A 1209-nucleotide genomic window follows, 5' to 3' on the forward strand; every position below is an offset into this window, starting at 1 on the left:
GGGACTTCTATCTCGACCCTCACCCTTCCGGCGCTGCGCGCCTCCCTCCCTCTCCCAACGGGAGAGGGATTGTGACCGATTTCCTCCTCGAACTCCGCTCGGAGGAAATCCCTGCGCGAATGCAGGACAAAGCGCGCGACGACCTCGCTCGGCTGTTCACCGCCGAACTCGAGAAAGCCGGCTTGCGCGCCGATGCGATCGTCACCTTCGCGACGCCGCGCCGGCTCGCGCTGATCGCGCGTGACTTGCCCGAGGCGACCGAGGCGGTCGGCGAGGAGATCAAGGGACCGCGCGCCGGTGCGCCGCCCCAGGCGCTCGAAGGATTCCTGCGCAAGACCGGCCTCACCGCCGACCAATTGGTCGAGCGTGACGGCGTGCTGTTCGCGGTGATCGACAAGCCTGGCCGCGACACCGCCGAGGTACTGGCCGAGGCGATCCCGGCGATTATCCGCGCTTTCCCCTGGCCCAAGTCGATGCGCTGGGGCGAGGCATCGTCCTCGACCGAAAGCCTGCGTTGGGTGCGCCCGTTGCATGGCATCGTCGCGTTGCTCGGCGACCAGATCGTGCCGGTCGAGATCGCCGGCGTCCAATCGGGCGCGGTGACGCTCGGCCATCGCTTCCACCATCCGGGACCGATCACGATCGGTTCGGCGGCGGATTATGCCGAGAAGCTTCACGCCTGCCACGTCATCGTCGACCAGGACGAGCGCCGCGCGATCATCCGCGACAAGGCGACCGCGCTGGCCGACGCCGCCGGGCTCGAGTTGATCGAGGACGAAGGGCTGGTCGCCGAGAATGCCGGGCTGACCGAATGGCCGGTGCCTTTGCTCGGCCGATTCGACGAGGATTTCCTGGGCGTGCCGCCCGAGGTGATCCAGCTCACCGCGCGAGTGAACCAGAAATATTTCGTCTGCCGCGGCAAGGACGGCAAGCTGGCCAATGCCTTCGTCTGCACCGCCAATATCGATGCGGCCGACGGCGGCGCGAAGATCGTCGACGGTAACCGCAAGGTGTTGGCGGCGCGGTTGAGCGATGCGCGGTTCTTCTACGAGACGGACCTCAAGGTGCCGCTTGAGGAGCAGGCTAAGAAGCTCGAGAAGATCGTGTTCCACGAGAAACTCGGGACGGTCGCCGATAAGGTCGAGCGGGTCGCGAAGCTTGCGCGGTGGCTGGTCGAAGAGGGAATAATTCCTCTCCCCCTGGGAGAGG

At 66.3% G+C, this 1209-nt stretch carries 1 protein-coding gene; it reads left to right on the plus strand.

The window, feature by feature from the left end; translation table 11 throughout:
* Positions 1 to 71: 71 nt before the first annotated feature.
* Positions 72 to 1209 (plus strand): glycine--tRNA ligase subunit beta (gene glyS, locus SPR01S_RS20990; protein WP_084251348.1); only part of this gene is annotated, 1138 nt, incomplete at its 3' end.

The organism is Sphingomonas pruni NBRC 15498, assembly GCF_001598455.1.
GTDB classification, from domain to species: Bacteria; Pseudomonadota; Alphaproteobacteria; order Sphingomonadales; family Sphingomonadaceae; genus Sphingomonas; species Sphingomonas pruni.